This is a genomic window from Klenkia terrae, from assembly GCF_037083865.1.
Classification (GTDB): Bacteria; Actinomycetota; Actinomycetes; order Mycobacteriales; family Geodermatophilaceae; genus Klenkia; species Klenkia terrae.
In genome coordinates this window covers 124,522-142,799 of record NZ_JBAPLV010000001.1, presented here as the reverse complement: position 1 = coordinate 142,799, position 18,278 = coordinate 124,522, and the positions used below count along the sequence as shown (strand labels likewise).

Sequence of the window (18,278 nt, the reverse complement as noted above, 5' to 3'; positions counted from 1 at the left end):
TCGTCCGGGGACGCCGCGCGACCCGAGGTCTGGTGCGTCGCGAGGGGCGACGTCGTCCGGCCGACGGTACACGGGAAACCCTGTGCGCCCGCTGCTCAGACGCTGGTCGCACCCTGCACGGGTGAGGCCCTCAGCTGCTGTAGACCTCGGGCTTCAGCGTGGCGATGTAGGGCAGGTCGCGGTACCGCTCGGCGTAGTCCAGGCCGTACCCGACGACGAACTCGTTGGGGATCTCGAAGCCCACGTACTTCACCGGCACGTCGACCTTGACCGCGTCGGGCTTGCGCAGCAGGGCGCACACCTCGAGGCTCGCCGGGCCGCGCGAGCCCAGGTTCTTCAGCAGCCAGGACAGCGTCAGGCCCGAGTCGATGATGTCCTCGAGCACCAGCACGTGCTTGTCGGTGATGTCCCGGTCCAGGTCCTTGAGGATCCGGACGATGCCCGAGGAGCTGGTGGCCGACCCGTAGGAGGAGACGGCCATGAACTCCATCTGGGTGGGCAGCTGCAGCGCCCGGGCGAAGTCGCTCATGAACAGCACGGCGCCCTTGAGCACCCCGACCAGCAGCACCTCGCGGCCGGCGTAGTCCACGGCGATCCGGTCGGCCAACTCGCGGATCTTGCCCGCGATCTGCTCCTCGGACAGCAGGACGTGGTCGATGTCGGGGCCGTAGCCGTGGTCGGGACCCAGGGGGCCGCTGGGTGTCTCGCTCACGGGTGGGGCTCCTCGCTCGGGGGTGTGCGCAGGGGCGCAGGGGGGCCTTGCAGCGCAAGCCTGCCAGACGCCCGGACGACGCCCGCACCGCCGGGGAGGTCCACCCGGCCCTGGCCGCGCCAGGCGACCACCAGGGCGTCCACGGCGTGCAGGTGCACCGCGGCGAGGTCGGCCACCCCCTGCTCCAGCAGCCACCCGCGCAGCACCCGGCGGCGCAGCGCGGGCGGCAGCGCGGCCAGCGCGGTGCAGTCGGCCGGGTCGGGCAGCCGGGCCAGGTCGTCGAGGGCCTCGACGTCCTCGCGGACCATCGCGGCGGTGCGGGCCAGCGCCCGGGCCACCCCGCCGCCGAGCACCTCCTCCAGCAGCGGCAGCACCTCGGTGCGCAGCCGTACCCGGGTGTAGGCCGGGTCGGTGTTGTGCGGGTCGTCCCAGACCGGCAGGCCCTGCGCCGCGCAGGCCGCCCGGGTGGTGGCCCGGTCGACGTCCAGCAGCGGGCGCCACAGCGGCGGGCGCCAGGTCGCCATGCCGGCCAGCGAGCGGGGTCCGCTCCCCCGCCCCAGGCCCAGCAGCACGGTCTCGGCCTGGTCGTCGCGGGTGTGGCCCAGCGCGATCCGGGCCCCGTGCTCGTGCGCCGCCGCGATGAGCGCGGCGTACCGGGCCTCCCGCGCCGCGCCCTCCGGGCCCCCCGCCGTCCCCACCTCGACGGTGCGCACCAGCACCGGGTCCAGGCCGAGCCCGCGCAGCAGCTGCGCCGTGGCGGCGGCCCGGTCGGCCGAGCCGGCCTGCAGGCCGTGGTCGACGGTCACCGCGCCGGCCGGCACGCCCGCGCGGGGTGCCTCGAAGGCGACCGCCGCGGCCAGGGCCAGGGAGTCGGCTCCCCCGCTGCAGGCGACCAGCACCGGGCCGGCCGCCGGGCCGGCGGTGAGACCGGGCCGGACCGCGGAGCGGACGGCGGCGACCGCGGGATCGGGTCCGCCCACGGGTCAGTAGGGGGTGAGGACCCGGTCGACCCAGCGCTGGGGGTCGGTGAGCTCCTCCTTGCGCGGCAGGGTGCCCGGCGACGTCCACACCGTGTTGAACGCCTCCATGCCCACGCGCTCGACCACGCCGGCGACGAAGTGCCGGCCGTCGGCGTACTGCTGCATCTTCTGCTCCAGGCCGAGCAGCCGGCGCAGCACCCGGTCCAGCGGTCCGGTGCCCTTGCGCCGCTGGCCGAATCGCTTGCGCAGCGTGCGGACCGAGGGGACGACGTCGGGGCCGACGCCGTCCATGACGAACTCCGCGTGCCCCTCGACCAGGCTCATCACCGCGGTCACCCGGTCCAGCACGGCCTGCTGGGCGGGGTCGGCGACCAGCGCCATCAGCCCACCGGGCGCGTCGCCCTCGACCGGCTTGCCGCGCACGGCGTCGGAGAGGCTGGTCACCACGTCGCGCAGCCGCTCGCGCAGCACCGCCGGGTCCAGGTCGCTGGCCCGCACGAACTCGGTGACCTGCGCCTCCAGGTAGCCGCGCAGCCAGGGGACGGCGGTGAACTGCAGCTGGTGGGTGACCTCGTGCAGGCAGACCCACATGCGGAAGTCGTGCGGGTCGACGCCCAGCCGGCGCTCGGCCTCGACGATGTTGGGGGCGACCAGCAGCAACCGGCCGCCGGTGCCGAACACCTCGTACTGGCCCAGCACCTTGGACGACACGAACGCCAGCACGCCGCCGGCCTGCAGCCCGGTGACCCGGCCGCCGACCGCCCGGGTCAGGGCGCCGGGAGCCTTGCCGGCCTTGTCCTGCAGGGCCTCGGTGAGCGGATCCAGCAGCGCGGCCATGCCGGCGGTGTTGGCGTCGACCCAGCCGCCCCGGTCGACGACGGCGGTGACCGGGGACGGGGCGCCCGCGGCCGGGACCAGGCCGGTGAGCTGCTCCACGTGGGCGACCGCGGTGGCGGCGCACTCCTGCAGCTCGCGGACGACGGCGGCGGCCTCGTCGCGGGTGGTCGCCGGCCCCGAGCTGCTCAGCCGGCGGGCCGTGCGTCCGGCGAGGTCCCAGTCGACCAGCGAGCTGCTCATCGGCCCACCGTACGGCCCCCCGGCACGGTGCAGCGGCGGGTCAGCGGCAGCCGCAGCCGGCCATCGCCGAGGCGACCGCGTCGAGGGCGGCCTCGGCGGCGACCACGTTCCCCGGGGTGCCGTCGGCGAGCAGGGCGAAGGCCAGCAGGCGGCCGTCCTCGGTCACCACCACCCCGGCCAGCGCGCTGGTCGTGGCCAGGGTGCCGGTCTTGGCCCGCACGGTGCCGGGGGCGGTGGCCGGGTCGGCGTCCCCGCGGTCGGCGAGCGTGCCGGTGTACCCGGCGATCGGCAGCCCGGACAGCAGCGCCCCGGTCCCGGCGACCGACCCGTCGGCGGCGGCCTCCAGGACGTCGACCAGCAGCCGCGCGGGCACCTGGTCGGTGCCCGACAGCCCGCTGCCGTCGGTGAGGGTGAGCCCCGCGGTGGTGAACCCGGCCCCCTGCACGGCGGCGGCGACGGCGGCCGCGGACCCGGTGAAGCTGGGGTCCGCACCGGTGGCGAGGGCGACCTGGCGGGCCAGGGTCTCGGCCAGAAGGTTGTCCGAGGCGGTGAGCGCCTGCTCGACCAGCCGCTCGACCGGGGCGGAGCGGACGGTGCCCAGCACGGCGGACCCGACCGGCGCCGTCCCCAGGGACACGGCCGCGCCGGGGGCGCCGAGCGCAGCCGCCAGCGCCAGCCCGGCGTCGGTCCCTGGCTGGCCGCTGCGCTGGCTCTGCCCCGGGGTCACCCGCGCGCCGTCGACGGCGGTGGCGGTGACCGGGGCGGCGTAGGTGGACGGGGCATCCTCCGAGCCCCACCCCGGCGCGGTGAGCGGTCCGGTGAACAGCGAGTTGTCGACGACGACGGAGGTGACGGCGGCCCCGGCCAGCGCGGCCTGCACCTGGGCGGCCAGGTCGGCGACGGTGGCCGCGCCCGGGTAGCTCAGCGAGGGCGCGGTGGTGGACAGCGTCGGGTCGCCGCCGCCGACCAGGACCACCTCGCCGGGGGCCGCCCCGGCGACGACGGTGGTGGCGAGGGTGGCGTCGGGTCCCAGCGTGGTGAGCACGGCGAGCCCGGTGAGCAGCTTGGCGGTCGAGGCCGGGGTGCCGGGGTCGGCCGCGTCGGTGTCCAGCAGCACGGCGCCGGTGGCGACGTCGACGACCTCGGCCGACAACCCGCTGCCCAGCGCCGGCGCGGCCAGCAGCGGGGCCAGCACCGCCTGCAGGCCCGCGGCGGTGGGCGCCGGGGCCTCGGCGGGCAGCGCGGCGAGCACCGGGGCCGGGCCGGTCAGCTCGGGCAGCACCGCGTCGGGGACGGCGACCGCGTCGGACGGGACGGCGGCCACCGCGTCGGGGTCGGCGTCCTCGTGGGTGGCCAGCAGGAAGGCGCCGGCCCCCAGCGCGGCCACCACGCAGAGCGCGACCAGCAGCTGCCAGACCCGCCGCCGCCACCGCGGTCGGGGCTTCGCGGTGACCACCACGGGGCTCGCCGGAGCGCTCGCGATGGCCCCTCCCCCATGGATCCACGACCCTCGACGTCCCACGGGCGCCGGGCGTGGGCCACACTACGTCGGTGCAGTTCGACGTGACGGTAGAGATCCCCAAGGGCCAGCGGAACAAGTACGAGCTGGACCACGCCACTGGACGCATCCGGCTGGACCGGATGTTGTTCACCTCGACGCGGTACCCGGCGGACTACGGGTACATCGAGGAGACCCTGGGTCAGGACGGTGACCCGCTGGACGCCCTGGTGCTCCTGGAGGAGCCGACGTTCCCCGGGTGCCTCATCACCTGCCGAGCCATCGGCATGTTCCGGATGACCGACGAGGCAGGTGGCGACGACAAGGTCCTCACCGTGCCGGCCACCGACCCCCGGATGGCCCACCTCAAGGACATCACCGACGTGTCGGAGTTCGACCGCCTGGAGATCCAGCACTTCTTCGAGACCTACAAGGACCTCGAGCCCGGGAAGAGCGTCGAGGGCGCCAACTGGGTCGGTCTCGCCGAGGCCGAGGCGGAGATCAACGCCTCGTTCGAGCGGGCCAAGAACGCCTCCAAGCACCACTGAGCACGATCCCGCCGGCCTGATCGGCCGCACCGAGCGCACCGGAGACGACGAGGGGTCCGAGGTCGGCAGGTCGGCCGGGTCCAGGCCCGCGGCGACGATCGAGCCGGACAGGTAGTTGCCGTGCACGCCGGTGAACAGGTTGCTGTAGACGATGTCGGACGCCGAGCTGTCCACCACCATCTGCTTGTAGCCCTCGGCGGCGCGGGCCTCGGTGGTGGCCAGGAACGCCGAGCCGATGTAGGCCAGGTCCGCCCCGGCGGCCTGCGCGGCGAGCACCGAGCTGCCGTGCGCGATGGCGCCCGAGAGCGCCAGCGGGCCGTCGAACCAGCGGCGGATCTCCCGGACCAGCGCGAACGGCGACGTCGTCCCGGCGTGCCCGCCGGCCCCGGCGGCGACGGCGATCAGGCCGTCGGCGCCCTTCTCGATCGCCTTGTGGGCGAACCGGTCGTCGATGACGTCGTGCAGCACGATGCCGCCGTAGGAGTGCACCGCGTCGTAGACGTCGGCCCGGGCGCCCAGCGAGGTGATCACGATCGGCACCTCGTGCTCGACGCACATCGCCACGTCGGCCTCGAGCCGGTCGTTGGAGCGGTGCACGATCTGGTTGACCGCGTACGGGGCGACGGTGGCCCCGGTGGCGGCCGCGGCGGCCAGCCGCTCGTCGATCTCGGTCAGCCAGTCACCCAGCTGGGCCGCCGGGCGGGCGTTGAGCGCCGGGAAGGAGCCGACGACGCCGGCGGCGCACTGGGCGACCACCAGGTCGGGACCGGACACGATGAACATCGGCGAGGCGATGGCCGGCAGCGTCAGCCGGCCGCGCAGCACGTCGGGGAGCGTCATGCGGCGGACGTTACGGCAGTCAGCTCTGACCGCCCAGGGTGGCCAGGGCCGCGAGGCAGGCGACCGCGGCGACCGAGGCGGCCGCCGTCCGGACGGCGAACCACCGCTCCCACCGCCGGCGCTCCTCCTGCCAGTCCGCCGGCAGGTCGGCCGCGGACCAGGTGGCCATGCGCTGGTTGATCGGCAGGTCGCCGCGCACGACGGCGACCAGCCCGACGACTGCCGCCACCGCGCCCGCCGACGCCAGCGCCCCGGCCGGCTGCTCGCCGGCGACCGTGGCGACCACGGCCAGGGCGACCACCGCCACCAGCCCGAGCAGGGTGAACGGCCGCATGAGCATCGGGAACCGGCGGTCCGCGGCCTGCTTGACCAGCACGTAGGCCGGCCCGTCGAGCTCGCGCCAGGTGGGGTTCAGGGCGGCGACGCCGAACAGGTGGATGCCCGCCGACATGGCGTGCAGCGCGGCCGCGACCGCGGCGAGGAGGACCAGCACGACGGCTCCTGACTATTCTGGGACGGATCCCCGTATCCGATACAGGAGTCTTTCCCCGATGAGTGAGCCGGTCAAGCGGCGCTACGACGCCTCGGCCCGGCGGGAGCGCGCAGCCGCCACCCGCCGCGTCGTGGTGGACGCCGCGCGGCACCTGCTGCTGGCCGAGGGGTACCCGGCGACCACGGTCCCGGCGGTGGCCGCGGCGGCGGGGGTGTCGGCCGAGTTCGTCTACAAGAACGTCGGCGGGCGGGCGGCGCTGCTGGCCGCCGTCCTGGACGTCGCGCTGGCCGGCGACGAAGCGGACGTCCCGATGGCCCGCCGGCCCGCGGTCACCGCGCTGGCGCAGGAGACCGACCCGGGCGCGGTGCTGGCCGGGTACGTCGCGGTGGCCGTCGGCGTGCAGCAGCGGGTGGCGCCCCTGCTCGTCGCGGCCCGGGCGGCCGCGTCCGCCGACGGCGGGGCGGCGGAGGTGCTGGCCAAGGCCGACCGGGAGCGGCTGGCCGGCATGACCGGGCTGGCCCGGCACCTGCTGGCCCTCGGTGTGCCGGGGGACGTCGAGCGGGTCCGCGACGTGCTCTGGACCTGCACCGCGGCCGAGCTGTACGACCTGCTGGTCACCCGGCGCGGCTGGACGGCGGCGGCCTACGGGGACTTCGTGCTCGGGACGCTCCGCGCGGCGTTGCTGGCGCGGTGACCGGGGAGGGTGGAGCCGCCTGTCGGAATCGAACCGACGACCTTCTCATTACGAGTGAGATGCTCTACCGACTGAGCTAAGGCGGCGTGCTGCTCCGCAGAGCTTACGGGACCCCCGGCGGTCGCCGACGCACCGGTGCCGGGGTGTCAGGCGGGCAGCCGGAGGGCCACGCACATCGCCTCGATGGCGATCTGCGGCTTGACCGCCTGCTCCAGGGCCGTGCGTGCGGCCAGCACCGAGTCGATCCGGCGCAGCGCCCCCTCCGTGCCGATCTTGCGGGCCAGCTCCAGGGCGTCGGCCTGCCGGTCGGGGTGGTTGAGGTGCGGCACCCGGTCCATCTGCCCGCGCACAGCGGCGATCAGCAGCGCGTCCCGGTAGAACGCGGCGAGGTCGACCAGGGCGCGGTCCAGCGAGTCCCGCCCGACCCGGGTGGCGCGGGACTTCTGCCGCTTCTCCAGCTCCTTGAGCTGGCCCGCGCCCCGGCTGGCCGCGGCCACCCCGGGACCGCGGGCGCCCACGCCCAGGGAGGCCTTCACCGCCTCGGTCTCCGCACCGTCGGTGGCCGCCGTCGTCCGGTCGGACTCGTCCTTCGCCGCGGCGACCAGGTGGTCGGCGGCCTGCAGGCAGGCGGCCAGGCTGACCAGCGCCAGCGGCACGTCGAGCACCGCCTTGCGGGAGGCGCGGGCGTCCTCGTCGCGGGCCAGCCGGCGGGCCCGGCCCACGTGCCCGCCCGCCGCGGCGGCCGACCAGGCGGCCAGCGTCGGGTCGACGCCGTCCCGGCGGACCAGCACCTCGGCGACGGCCTCGGCCGGTGGGGTGCGCAGCGGCACCACCCGGCAGCGCGAGCGGATGGTCACCGGGACGTCGTCGGGGTGCAGCGACGGGGCGCAGAGCAGGAACACCGTCCGCGGCGGGGGCTCCTCGAGCATCTTCAGCACGGTGTTGGACGCCTGCTCGGTCATCCGGTCGGCGTCCTCGACGATGACCACCTGGAAGCGCCCCTGGGACGGCGCCCGGCCGGCCATCCGGACCAGCTCGCGGACCTCGGCCACCCCGATCGACAGCCCCTCGGGCACGACCACCCGGACGTCGGCGTGCGTGCCCCGCAGCGCGGTGGTGCAGGCGTGGCAGGTGCCGTCCCCGCCGGCCGGGCACTGCAGGGCGGCGGCGAAGGCGCGCGCGGCCACCGACCGGCCCGAGCCGGGCGGCCCGGTGAACAGCCAGGCGTGCGTCATCGACGCCGGGTGCGCGACCGCCTGCTTGAGCTCGGCGACCACGACCGGCTGGCCGACGACGTCGGTCCACACCCCGTCGGGGAGCTCGGTCACGGCCGGCCGGCCAGCAGCTCGGCCACCCGCACGCGGACGGCGTCGGCGAGGTCGTCGGGCGACCCCGTGGCGTCCAGCACCAGGTAGCGGGCGGGCTCGGCACCGGCCAGCTGCAGGAACGTGGCCCGCACCCGCTGGTGGAACCCGACGGACTCGCCCTCCAGCCGGTCGGCCGCCGCCCGGCCCCGGGCGCGCGCCAGCCCGGTCTCCGGCGGCAGGTCCAGCAGCACGGTCAGGTCGGGGGTCAGCCCCTCGGTCGCCCAGCGGGAGATCGACCGGACCTCGGCCGGCTCCAGGGTGCGACCGGCGCCCTGGTAGGCCAGCGAGCTGTCGACGTACCGGTCGGTGACCACCACCTCGCCGGCGGCCAGGGCCGGGGAGAGCACCTCGTGCACGTGCTGGGCGCGGTCGGCGGCGTAGAGCAGGGCCTCGGTCCGCGGGGACAGCTGGGTGTTGGCCGGGTCCAGCACGATCGAGCGCAGGGTGCCGCCGATGCCGGTGGCACCCGGTTCGCGGGTGGTGCGGGCGGCGATCCCCTGCTCGGTCAGCCAGCCGTGCAGCCGCTGGACCTGGGTGGACTTGCCGGCACCCTCACCGCCCTCGAAGGCGATGAACACCCCACCCCCGGCCACGGCGCCCACGGTACCGGCGGGGTCCGACAGGTCCGAGGTCAGCGCAGGGTCAGCGCGGGGTCAGCCGGACCGAGTGGGTGGCGTGGGGCAGCTCGAGCTCGGTCCGGCCGGCGGTGTCGGGGTGCTCGGCGAGCAGGGTGCGCAGCCGGTCCAGGAACGCCGTCCGGTCCGGCGGGGTCATGGTGGCCACGTAGCTGCGGGTGCCGATGCCGGCGACGACCTGCTCGGGGGTCAGCCGCTGCACCACCCGGGAGACGTGCTCGACCACGTCGGCCGGCAGCTGGGCGGCGAACCGGCCCACGACGCCCTGGTCGGCCTCGTGGCCGCGCGCCTCCTCGGCGAGCTCCGCGCCCAGCGCGGCGATCCACGGCACGGTCTCGTCGCGGACGTTCCACACGAACCCGACCACCCCGCCGGGCGCCAGCACCCGGCGCAGCTCCGGCGCGGCCCGCGGCGGGTCGAACCAGTGCGCGGCCTGGCCGGCGACCACGGCGTCCACGCTGCCGTCGGGCAGCGGGATCTGCTCCGCTCCCCCGACGGCGGCCTCGACGTGGGGGTGCCGGGCGGTGAGCTGGGCCAGCATGTCCGCCGACGGGTCGACGGCGACCACCTCGTGCCCGGCGGCCAGCAGCTGGTCGGTGAGCAGGCCGGTGCCCGCCCCCAGGTCCAGCACCCGCCGCGGCGCCTCCCCCAGCAGGAAGGCCACCGCGTCGGCCGGGTACCCCGGCCGGAGCTGGGCGTACTCCGCCGCGACGGACCCGAAGGAGGTCCGCCGGGCGTCCCAGGTGGTGGGCTCGAGGTCCCCGGTCACGGGCGTCTCCCTGTGGTCAGCTGCCGGCCGGGACGACGCCCTCGCCGCTGGTCGTGGTCCGGGCGGCCGCCTTCGTGGCGGTCTTCCGGGTGGTCGTCGTCTTCTTGGCGGTCGTGGCCTTCGCCGTCGTCTTCGCGGTGGTCTTCTTCGCCGCCGTGGACTTCTTGGCCGGGGCCTTCTTCGCGGCGGCCTTCTTGGTCGCCTTCTTCTTCACCGGCGCCCGCTCGCGGCGGTCGACCAGCAGCTCGGCGGCCCGCTCGAGGGTGATGGTCAGCGGGTCGTCGCCCTTGCGCAGGCTGGCGTTGGACTCCCCGTCGGTCACGTAGGGGCCGAACCGGCCCTCGCGCACCGTCACCAGGCCGTTGGTGACCGGGTCCGGGCCGAGCTCGGCCAGCGGCGGCTTGGCCGCCGCGCGCCCGCGCTGCTTGGGCTGGGCGAAGATCGCCAGCGCCTCGTCCAGCGTGGTGGTGAAGAGCTTCTCCTCGCTCTCGATCGAGCGGGAGTCGGTGCCCTTCTTGAGGTAGGGCCCGTACCGACCGTTGAGCGCCTGGATCTCCTCGCCGTCCTCGGCCTTGCCCACGGTGCGGGGCAGGCTGAGGAGCTTGAGGGCGTCCTCGAGGGTGACCGACTCGGGCTGCATGGTCTTGAACAGGCTGCCCGTGCGCGGGGACTCCTTGCTGCCCTCGGGCACCACGGTGGTCACGTAGGGGCCGTACCGGCCGGCCTTCACCACGACGGTGTGCCCGGACTCCGGGTCGGTGCCCAGCTCGCGGTCGCCCGACGGCGCCTCCAGCAGCTCGCGCACCTTCTCGGCGGTGAGCTCGTCGGGGGCGATGTCGTCGGCGATGGAGACCCGGGCGCCGTCGTCCCCGCCGGCCTGCAGGTACGGCCCGTACCGGCCGACCCGGACCATGACCGGCTCTCCGGCCGGGCCGGTGGCCTTGAGCGGGATCGAGTTCACCCCGCGGGCGTCGATCTCCTCCAGCCGCTGACCGACCACCGACTTCAGCCCGCCCGAGGCCGCGATGCCGCCGGCGTGACCACCGCCGCCGCCGAAGTAGAACTCGGTCAGCCAGTCCACCCGGCGCAGCGTGCCGCCGGCGATCTCATCGAGCTCGCCCTCCAGGGAGGCGGTGAAGTCGTAGTCGACCAGGGCCGCGAAGTGCTGCTCGAGCAGGTTCACCACCGCGAAGGCGATGAAGGTCGGGACCAGCGCGGACCCTTTCTTCCACACGTACCCGCGGTCCTGGATGGTCTGCATGATCGAGGCGTAGGTCGAGGGCCGGCCGATGCCGAGCTCCTCCAGCGCCTTCGTCAGGCTGGGCTCGGTGTAGCGGGCCGGCGGGCTCGTCGTGTGGCCCTTGGCGTCGAGCTTCGCGGTGTCGAGCACCTGGCCGCGCTCGACCCGGGGTAGCCGGCGCTCGGAGTCGTCGGCCTCGGCGTCGTCGCCCGCGGCGCCCTCGTCCTTGCCCTCGACGTAGGCGCGCAGGAAGCCCGGGAAGGTGATGGTGCGCCCGCTGGCGGAGAACTCGGCCACCTCGTCGGTCGTGGACCGCCCGGCCAGCCGGATGGTGACCGTCTGGCCGACCGCGTCGGCCATCTGGGAGGCCACGGTGCGCTGCCAGATCAGCTCGTAGAGCCGGAACTCCTCGCGGGCCAGCTGCCCGGCGAGCTGCCCGGGCGTGCGGAAGGAGTCACCGGCGGGCCGGATCGCCTCGTGCGCCTCCTGGGCGCCCTTGGCCTTCTTGGAGTAGTGCCGCGCCTCGGCCGGGACGAAGGCGTCGCCGTAGAGCTCGCGGGCCTGGGTGCGGGCCGCCCGCAGCGCCGTCTCCGACAGGTTCGTCGAGTCGGTGCGCATGTAGGTGATGTGCCCGTTCTCGTACAGCCGCTGGGCGGTGCGCATGACCTGCTGGGAGGACCAGCCGAACTTGCGGCCGGCCTCCTGCTGCAGCGTCGAGGTGGTGAACGGGGCGTAGGGACGGCGGGTGTACCGCTTCTCGTCGACCCGGGTGACGCTGACCTGGGTGTTCTCCAGCCGGGCGGCCAGCCCCCGGGCACCGGCCTCGTCCAGGTGCACCACGTTGCTGGCCACCGCGCCGGTGTCGGCGTCGAAGTCGCGGCCGGTGGCGATGCGGCTGTCGTCCAGCGCCACCAGGTTCGCGGTGAGGTGGCGGGGCTCGTCGCCGTCGACGGCGTCGGCCGCGGCGACGTCGAAGGTGCCGGTCAGGCTCCAGTAGTCGGCCGCGGTGAACCGCATCCGGGCCCGCTCGCGCTCGACGACGATCCGGGTGGCCACCGACTGCACGCGGCCGGCCGACAGCTTGGGGAGCACCTTCTTCCACAGCACCGGGGAGACCTCGTAGCCGTAGAGCCGGTCGAGGATGCGGCGGGTCTCCTGCGCGTCGACCAGCGCGGTGTCCAGCTCGCGCGGGCTGGCCACGGCCCGGGCGATGGCCTCGCGGGTGATCTCGTGGAACACCATGCGGCGCACCGGCACGGTGGGCTTGAGGGTGTCGACCAGGTGCCAGGCGATGGCCTCGCCCTCGCGGTCCTCGTCGGTGGCGAGGTAGACCTCGGAGGCGTCCTTGACCAGCTGCTTGAGCCGGCTGACCTGCTGCTTGCGGTCGGGGCTGATCACGTAGAGCGGGGCGAAGCCGTTGTCCACGTCGACGCCCAGCCGGGCCCAGGACTCGCCCTTGTGCGCGGCCGGCACGTCGGCGGCGTTGCGCGGGAGGTCCCGGATGTGGCCGACGCTGGCCTCCACCACGTACCCGTCGCCCAGGTAGCCGGCGATGGTCTTGGCCTTCGACGGCGACTCCACGATGACCAGCGGCTTGCCCCCGCGCGCCCCGGCCGCCCGCTTGCGGGGCGGGGTCGAGGGAGCGCCGGCGTCGGCCTGCGCGGCGGGCTTCGCGGTCTTGGTGGGCACGGGGAACTCCTGTCGGTGGTGCTGAGGTGCACGTGCCGGGGCGACGACGCGCAGGCCCCGGCGGACGCCACGGTAGGCCACCGGCGGGGAGCTCCCCGCGTCGAGCGGACCGCCTGGGCGCGCCGGGGGACGCGCTCACCCGTGGTCCCGGGTGCCCGCCACGACCTCCGCGACGGCCTCCAGGGTCGGGAACCACTCGTCGTAGTACTCGGTGTGCAGCTGCACCGGCGTGGTGGGCAGCGGGGTGTCCCCGAACCCCGGGTCCGACGGGCTCGGCCCGAACCGGCCGAGGTAGGAGACCGGGTCGAACGGCGTCCAGGCGCCGTAGACCTCCGGTGCCTCCAGGCCGGCGGCGTCGTCCTCGGGCACGCCGGGGCTGCCCAGCAGGACCACCGCGTCGGCGGCCAGCTCCCCCTCCGCCCGGGCCGCGTACCCGGCGACCACGGTGCCGTAGCTGTGCGCCAGCACGCTGGTGCGCGGGGGCGGCGGCCCACCCGCGGCCGCGGCCGCTCCGCGCGATGCGGCCAGGCCGTCCAGGGCCCGGTCCAGGGCGACCCCGCCGTCCCGGGCCTGGCGGGCCGACGCGACCGTGAGGATGTTCGGGGTGCTGTAGCCCAGCCAGACCAGGGTCGCCACGGCCAGGCCGGGCACCGCGACGGCCGCCAGGGCACCGACCGACGTCGCGTCGTGGACCAGGCCGGGGAGGTCGTCGGGCGTGGTGGCCATCCCCGGGACCAGCACGCCGACCGCGGCGGCGGTGTCCAGGTCGCCGACGGACAGGGCCACCACCTCGTGGGCCGGGTCGAAGGCGACCAGCTGGGCCGGGCCGGCGGCGTCGAGGGCGGCGAGCCGGGCCGCGGTGTCCAGCGCGACGCCGTGGCCGTCCCGGCCGGGGTGGGCCAGGGCCTGGTCCAGCAGCAGCCGGTTGGCCTGGTCGCGGGCCGCGGCCGGGAGGCCGTCCAGCGCGCCGACGCCGGCCGGGTCGGTGGCGATCGCGGCCTGCCGGGCCGCCGGGGTCAGCCCCTCCCACCAGGCCGCGGCGGCGACCGGGGCGGCGGCCGGGACCCGCGGGGGTGCCGCGACCGCCGCGGCCGCCTGCGCCACACCGGTGTACCCGACCCCCGCGACCACCATCGGGGTGAGCGGCTCGCCGGCGGCGCGGGCGGCCAGCAGCACCGCGTCGGCGGCGGCGAGCGCGCTGCGGGCGTGTGACTCCGCCCAGCCGGCCGCGCGCTCGCGGTCGGCGACGGCCAGCAGCTGGTCGGCCGCCATCCCGGCCAGGGCGACCGGCGGGACGGCTCCGGAGTCCGACAGCTCCACCGGACCGCTGGCGGCCGCGGCCCGGGCCGCGGCGACCTCCTCCTGCGCGGTGCCGGCCCGCACGACCACGACGCCCAGCTGCTCGGCGCTGCCGCCCAGCGCCCGGCCGACCTCCCCGGCGACCGCCGACAGCTCGACCAGCGCGGTGGCCGCGACGTCGGCGGCCTGGCCGGACCACAGGTCGGCGCCGCGCAGGTGACCGCGCAGGCCGTCCAGCCGGGCCCGCCAGCCGGCCAGCCGGTCGGGCACCGCCGCGAGGCCGGCGACCGACCCCTGCAGCGCCGGTAGGTCCCACGCCTCGACCGCCGACAACCCGGTGGTCACCGGGCGGTCGCGGCGTTCAGGCCGGCCCCGACCCGCTCGGTCAGCAGGCTGTCCAGCGCCCGGTAGGACTGCACCGCCTGGTCCAGGCCGGTCGCGACGGTCCGCGCCCGGTCGGCGAGGGCGTCCACCAGCTGCCCCCACCCCGCCCCGGTGCCGGCCAGCTCCTCGGCCACCGGCCCGGTCAGCGCCTGGCCGAGCCGGGCGCCGTCGGCCCGGGTGGTCTCCCCGTCGGTCGCCAGCTCGGCGCCGAGGTCGGTCAGCTGACCGGCCAGCGCCGCCACGGCGTCCAGCTGCATGGTCACGGTGTCGGGCACGGTGGTCCTCCTGCTCTCCGGGCCCCCTGCGGGCCGGTGCCGGCAGGTTCGCCCGGGGGGACGACGGCGCGCGGCCCGTCGTCCACAGGACCGGTGGCCCTCCACAGATCCCGCTGGGCGGTGGCGGGTTGCCAGGGGGTGTGACAGTGGAGGGGTGACGTCGTCCGCCGCCGCGCCGCTCCCCCGGGACCTCCCGGGCGACGAGCTGCTCTCGGCGCTGCTGGCCGGCACCCCGGACGAAGACTCCCCGGTCACCCACGTGCACCGGCTGCCGGTGCGGGAGGCCGCGCACGACGGCTGGCCGGCCTGGACCCCGCCGGACCTGCGCGCGCGCCTGCTCGCCCGCGGCGTGCAGGAACCCTGGTCGCACCAGGTGGCCGCCGCCGAGCTGGCGCACGCCGGGCAGCACGTCGTCGTCGCCACCGGGACGGCGTCGGGCAAGTCGCTGGCCTACCAGCTGCCGGCACTCGCCGCGCTGGCCGAGGACCCGCGGGCCTGCGTGCTCTACCTGGCCCCGACCAAGGCACTGGCCCGCGACCAGCTCGCCGGGGTGGCCGCGCTGGCCCCGCCCGACGTCCGGCCGGCGGCCTACGACGGGGACACCCCCCAGGAGGAGCGCGACTGGGTCCGCCGGCACTCGCGCTGGATCGTGACCAACCCGGACATGGTCCACCGCGGGATCCTGCCCGGGCACCAGCGCTGGTCCTCCACGCTGCGCCGGGTCGCCTACGTCGTGGTCGACGAGTGCCACGCCTACCGCGGCGTCTTCGGCTCCCACGTCGGGCACGTGCTGCGCCGGCTGCAGCGGATCTGCCGGCGATACGGCGCCGAGCCGGTCTTCGTGCTGGCCTCGGCGACGGTGGCCGACCCGGCGCTGGCCGCCTCCCGCCTGGTGGGCGCCCCGGTGACCGCGGTGACCGAGGACGGCTCGCCGCGCCCGGGGGCCACGTTCGCGCTGTGGGAGCCGCCGCTGACGGAGAAGACCGGTGAGCACGGTGCGCCGCTGCGGCGGTCCGCGGCCGCCGACGCCGCCGGGCTGCTGGCCGACCTGGTGCAGCAGGGCGCCCGCACGCTGGCCTTCGTCCGGTCCCGCCGGTCGGCCGAGTCGGTGGCCGACCAGGCGCGGCGGATCCTGACCGACCGCGGCCGCGGCGACCTGGCCCGCCGGGTGGACTCCTACCGCGGTGGCTACCTGCCCGAGGAGCGCCGGGAGCTCGAGCGGTCGCTGTCGGCCGGGGAGCTGCTCGGGGTGGCGACGACGAACGCGCTCGAGCTGGGCATCGACATCGCCGGCCTGGACGCCGTCCTGCTCGCCGGCTACCCCGGCACCCTGGCCTCGCTGTGGCAGCAGGCCGGCCGGGCCGGGCGGGCGCAGCGGGAGTCGCTGGTGGTCTTCGTGGCCCGCGACGACCCGCTGGACCACTACCTCGCCCACCACCCGCAGGCGGTCTTCGGCCGGGCCATCGAGGCCACGGTCACCGACCCGTCCAACCCCTACGTGCTCGGGCCCCAGCTGTGCTGCGCGGCCGCCGAGCTGCCGCTGACCGAGGACGAGCTCGACGCGTTCGGCGGCCCCGCGGCGCTGGCCGCGCTGGAGGAGCTGGTCGCCGCCGGCCAGCTGCGCAGGCGACCCACCGGTTGGTACTGGGCCGGCCGGGGCCGGCCCGACGTCGACATCCGCGGCTCGGGGGCCGAGCCGGTCTCGATCGTCGAGGGCTCCACCGGGCGGCTGCTGGGCACCGTGGACGGCGACGCCGCGCACTCCGCGGTGCACACCGGCGCGCTGTACGTGCACCGCGGCGAGACCTACGTCGTCGACGAGCTCGACGTCGAGGACGCCTGCGCGGCGGTGCACCCGGAGAGCCCGGAGTGGACGACGGTCGCCCGGGACGTCACCGACCTGGCCATCGTCGACATCGCCACCACCCGCCGGCTGGGCACGGTCACCGCGCACACCGGCACCGTGGACGTGACGAACCAGGTGGTGGCCTACCAGCGCCGCCGGCTGGGCACCGGCGAGGTGCTGGCCGAGTTCCCGCTGGACCTGCCGGCCCGCCAGCTGCGCACCCGGGCGGTCTGGCTGACCCTCGACGAGCGGGCGATCGAGCGCTCCGACGTCTCCGACCGCGAGCTCCCGGGCGCCCTGCACGCCGCCGAGCACGCCGCGATCGGCATCCTCCCGCTGCTGGCCACCTGCGACCGGTGGGACCTGGGCGGGGTCTCGACCGCCCTGCACCCGGACACCGGGGCGGCCACGATCGTGGTCTACGACGGCCACCCCGGCGGGGCGGGCTTCGCCGAGCGCGGGCACGCCGTGCTCCGGCGCTGGCTGACCGCGACCCGCGCCACGGTGGCCACCTGCGAGTGCGAGTCGGGCTGCCCGTCGTGCGTGCAGTCGCCCAAGTGCGGCAACGGCAACGACCCGCTGGACAAGGCCGGCGCGGTGCGGGTGCTCGACGTCGTCCTGGACGAGCTCGCCGCGGCCGGCGACGTCGACCCGCCCGACGAGGAGGGCGACGACGAGCCGGACCCGCGCGGGCTGGGCGGGGCGTTCGCCCAGGCCCGCGGCGGCACCTCGAGCGCGCGCTCCCGGGCGCTGCGGCGCCGGGCCCAGCTGGGGGCCGCTCCCCCGGCCCGGGCGCTGCGGGGGCGCCCGCAGCCCAGCGCGGCCGACCCACCACCGCCCGCCGACGACCCGTTCGCCGAGCCCCCCGAGGACGACCTGGTCTTCTGACCGTGCGCTCACGGGTCGGCGCCCCACGGCACCGGGCCCGCCCGTGCCCGGCCCACGGCCTGCGTCACCCCGACCGGCCCGAGCCGGACCGGGACGGCGATCGCCACCTCGACCACCGCGTCCGGCCCGACGGTGCAGCCGGTCAGCTCGGCACCGTTGGCCCTGGCGACCGAGCTGCCGGTGGCGCAGGCCGCGAGGTCGCCCAGCACCGCCCGCCCGGCCACGGCCAGCGCGGTGAGGTCGGCCGCGGCCCCGGCCCGGTGCCGGGCGACCACGGCGGCGCCGACCAGCACGGTGGCCGCGCCGACCAGGGCCAGCACGGTCGCCAGCGCGACGGTCCACACCGTGGCCGACCCCCGCTCGCCCCCGGCCCTCACCCGGTGCCCGCCTCGACCAGCGCGGTGGCGCTCGCCGACACGGTGAGCCCCAGCGGCAGTGGGCCCAGCGGCTGCACCCGGGCGGAGACGGTCACGGTGACCCGGTCGCCGTGAGTGCCGGTGGTGACCACGGCGCCGTCCGGCCCGGCCCGGCCCGCGAGGTCGGCCACCGTGGCCGCGCTCTCCCCGCGGGCCGCGGCCCGGGCGCCCTCCCGCGCCGCGTCGACGCAGCGCAGCTGCGCACCGACCAGCACCACCGCGGCCACCGCCCCGGCGAGCACCAGCAGCAGCACCGGCAGCACCACCGCGGTCTCGGCGGTGACCATCCCGCGCTCCCGGGCCCGGTCGGTGCGCACCCTCAGGCCAGCGTCGCGAGCGCCTTGGCCACCAGGGCGCCCAGCCCGGCGACCACCGAGTCGCCGGTGACCACCTGGTAGAGGACGGCGGCGAACGCGCACGCCGCCACCGTCCCGACCGCGTACTCCGCGGTGCTCATCCCGTCCTCCGGGCCCGCCGTCAACCGCCGCCACAGCCTGCTCATGTCCTGCCTCCTCGACCGGCCCGGGCATCGGGCCACGTCACGACCCTCGGGCCGACCGGGGCTCCGCGGACCGGGCCGACGGCATCTGTGGACGGCGGCCCCGGGTGTGGACGACGGGCCGCACGA

17 protein-coding genes, 1 tRNA gene and 1 pseudogene are annotated in these 18,278 nt (G+C 76.6%); 3 read left to right on the top strand and 16 right to left on the bottom strand.

Annotation, left to right across the window (positions count from 1 at the left end; genetic code table 11):
- Window positions 1–130 precede the first annotated feature (130 nt).
- The 4 genes from hpt to dacB are packed head-to-tail and all read right to left on the bottom strand — an operon-like array spanning window position 131 to window position 4,156.
- Window positions 131–712, bottom strand: coding sequence for a hypoxanthine phosphoribosyltransferase (gene hpt, locus UXQ13_RS00715; RefSeq protein ID WP_318250002.1), 582 nt, complete (start codon window positions 710–712; stop codon window positions 131–133).
- Entirely contained in the window at window positions 709–1,692 is a 984-nt protein-coding gene (tilS, locus tag UXQ13_RS00710; RefSeq protein ID WP_225234411.1) for a tRNA lysidine(34) synthetase TilS, read from the bottom strand. The genes hpt and tilS overlap by 4 nt, the downstream gene beginning before the upstream one ends.
- A gap of 3 nt (window positions 1,693–1,695) precedes the next feature.
- Window positions 1,696–2,769: a zinc-dependent metalloprotease gene (locus UXQ13_RS00705; RefSeq protein WP_225234410.1), complete on the bottom strand. Its 1,074-nt coding sequence runs from the start codon at window positions 2,767–2,769 to the stop codon at window positions 1,696–1,698.
- Between the two features lie 40 nt (window positions 2,770–2,809).
- Complete coding sequence (gene dacB / locus UXQ13_RS00700) at window positions 2,810–4,156, bottom strand: D-alanyl-D-alanine carboxypeptidase/D-alanyl-D-alanine endopeptidase (RefSeq protein ID WP_336391616.1); 1,347 nt, start codon at window positions 4,154–4,156, stop codon at window positions 2,810–2,812.
- 146 nt (window positions 4,157–4,302) lie between these two features.
- Here dacB and UXQ13_RS00695 point away from each other — a divergent pair, with 146 nt between their 5' ends.
- Window positions 4,303–4,815: an inorganic diphosphatase gene (locus tag UXQ13_RS00695; RefSeq protein WP_472975158.1), complete on the top strand. Its 513-nt coding sequence runs from the start codon at window positions 4,303–4,305 to the stop codon at window positions 4,813–4,815.
- 135 nt (window positions 4,816–4,950) lie between these two features.
- Here UXQ13_RS00695 and UXQ13_RS00690 read toward each other — a convergent pair.
- Window positions 4,951–5,598: pseudogene (locus tag UXQ13_RS00690) on the bottom strand (NAD(P)H-dependent flavin oxidoreductase); the annotation flags it as partial.
- A 76-nt stretch (window positions 5,599–5,674) separates the two neighbouring features.
- The gene (locus UXQ13_RS00685; protein WP_225234406.1) at window positions 5,675–6,148 is read right to left on the bottom strand and encodes an anthrone oxygenase family protein; all 474 of its coding nucleotides are present in this window, start codon (window positions 6,146–6,148) and stop codon (window positions 5,675–5,677) included.
- Between the two features lie 58 nt (window positions 6,149–6,206).
- Here UXQ13_RS00685 and UXQ13_RS00680 point away from each other — a divergent pair, with 58 nt between their 5' ends.
- Complete coding sequence (locus UXQ13_RS00680; protein WP_225234405.1) at window positions 6,207–6,842, top strand: TetR family transcriptional regulator; 636 nt, start codon at window positions 6,207–6,209, stop codon at window positions 6,840–6,842.
- A gap of 10 nt (window positions 6,843–6,852) precedes the next feature.
- Here UXQ13_RS00680 and UXQ13_RS00675 read toward each other — a convergent pair.
- From UXQ13_RS00675 to UXQ13_RS00645, 7 genes are all read right to left on the bottom strand, one after another.
- Window positions 6,853–6,928 (bottom strand) — tRNA-Thr (locus UXQ13_RS00675).
- A 60-nt stretch (window positions 6,929–6,988) separates the two neighbouring features.
- On the bottom strand, window positions 6,989–8,170 hold the full coding sequence (locus tag UXQ13_RS00670) for a DNA polymerase III subunit delta' (RefSeq protein WP_225234404.1): 1,182 nt from the start codon (window positions 8,168–8,170) through the stop codon (window positions 6,989–6,991).
- Window positions 8,167–8,802, bottom strand: a complete 636-nt coding sequence (tmk, locus tag UXQ13_RS00665; RefSeq protein ID WP_225234403.1) for a dTMP kinase — start codon at window positions 8,800–8,802, stop codon at window positions 8,167–8,169. The genes UXQ13_RS00670 and tmk overlap by 4 nt, the downstream gene beginning before the upstream one ends.
- Window positions 8,803–8,851: 49 nt before the next feature.
- The gene (locus UXQ13_RS00660; protein ID WP_225234402.1) at window positions 8,852–9,613 is read right to left on the bottom strand and encodes a class I SAM-dependent methyltransferase; all 762 of its coding nucleotides are present in this window, start codon (window positions 9,611–9,613) and stop codon (window positions 8,852–8,854) included.
- Window positions 9,614–9,629: 16 nt separating this feature from the next.
- Window positions 9,630–12,542 (bottom strand): type I DNA topoisomerase, encoded by a 2,913-nt coding sequence (gene topA / locus UXQ13_RS00655; protein ID WP_225234401.1) that lies wholly within the window; start codon window positions 12,540–12,542, stop codon window positions 9,630–9,632.
- A gap of 135 nt (window positions 12,543–12,677) precedes the next feature.
- Window positions 12,678–14,186: an alpha/beta hydrolase gene (locus tag UXQ13_RS00650; RefSeq protein ID WP_225234400.1), complete on the bottom strand. Its 1,509-nt coding sequence runs from the start codon at window positions 14,184–14,186 to the stop codon at window positions 12,678–12,680.
- Complete coding sequence (locus tag UXQ13_RS00645) at window positions 14,183–14,500, bottom strand: hypothetical protein (RefSeq protein WP_225234399.1); 318 nt, start codon at window positions 14,498–14,500, stop codon at window positions 14,183–14,185. Before UXQ13_RS00645 ends, UXQ13_RS00650 begins: the two co-directional genes overlap by 4 nt.
- A 154-nt stretch (window positions 14,501–14,654) precedes the next feature.
- Between UXQ13_RS00645 and UXQ13_RS00640 the strand changes: the two genes are divergently transcribed.
- Window positions 14,655–17,234: a DEAD/DEAH box helicase gene (locus UXQ13_RS00640; protein WP_225234398.1), complete on the top strand. Its 2,580-nt coding sequence runs from the start codon at window positions 14,655–14,657 to the stop codon at window positions 17,232–17,234.
- Between the two features lie 8 nt (window positions 17,235–17,242).
- Here UXQ13_RS00640 and UXQ13_RS00635 read toward each other — a convergent pair whose 3' ends face one another.
- The 3 genes from UXQ13_RS00635 to UXQ13_RS00625 are packed head-to-tail and all read right to left on the bottom strand — an operon-like array spanning window position 17,243 to window position 18,152.
- Window positions 17,243–17,611, bottom strand: coding sequence for an Rv3654c family TadE-like protein (locus tag UXQ13_RS00635; protein WP_225234397.1), 369 nt, complete (start codon window positions 17,609–17,611; stop codon window positions 17,243–17,245).
- A complete protein-coding gene (locus tag UXQ13_RS00630) occupies window positions 17,608–17,967 on the bottom strand; it encodes a TadE family type IV pilus minor pilin (protein WP_225234396.1) in 360 nt (119 codons plus the stop codon). The genes UXQ13_RS00635 and UXQ13_RS00630 overlap by 4 nt, the downstream gene beginning before the upstream one ends.
- Before the next feature lie 2 nt (window positions 17,968–17,969).
- Window positions 17,970–18,152, bottom strand: coding sequence for a DUF4244 domain-containing protein (locus UXQ13_RS00625; protein WP_225234395.1), 183 nt, complete (start codon window positions 18,150–18,152; stop codon window positions 17,970–17,972).
- Window positions 18,153–18,278 lie beyond the last annotated feature (126 nt).